Annotated in this window: 1 pseudogene; it reads left to right on the forward strand. The window is 54.7% G+C overall.

The annotated features are described in order from the left end of the window. Positions 1-448: 448 nt before the first annotated feature. Positions 449-521 (forward strand): annotated as a pseudogene (locus A3730_RS30420) (tRNA (uridine(34)/cytosine(34)/5-carboxymethylaminomethyluridine(34)-2'-O)-methyltransferase TrmL); the annotation flags it as partial.

The following is a 521-nucleotide window of genomic DNA, read 5'->3' on the forward strand; positions in this document are numbered from 1 at the left end:
CCGTAGGGGGCCACATAAAGCAGCTGCCCAGGCTTGTCCTGCGGCGTCGGCTCACCGCAAGCCGCCAATAAAAACAACAACGCCAACATCCCGCGTTTCCACATCATCATCCATGTCCTGTTATTCTTGGTGCATTAGGGAACCTCTGAAAAACTCCTTGCGTACTCAGTCTTTCAGGCTGGTTCGCAATCTAGGCGCGCTTTTGAAGGTGTATGCCCATCCATCGAAAAAGCGCAACAACGAGTGCGGGCCAGCCTGAATGACCCGAAGGGCGTGGCCTGAAGCGCACATCTGCTGCGCCTTGCCTCTCGGAAAGGGAGCCACCCTGACCATCGAGACAAGACGCAACAGCTGCACGCTTCAGGCCACGCTGAGCATGCAAGGAGTTTTTCAGAGGTTCCTTAGTTTTGATCAGTACCACGACCATCCCGCCAAGGCAAAATCCAACATGCTGCATATCGCCCTGTTCGAACCGGAAATTCCGCCCAATACCGGCAACATTATCCGCCTGGTCGCAAATA

It is taken from the genome of Alcanivorax sp. HI0044 (assembly GCF_001634945.1).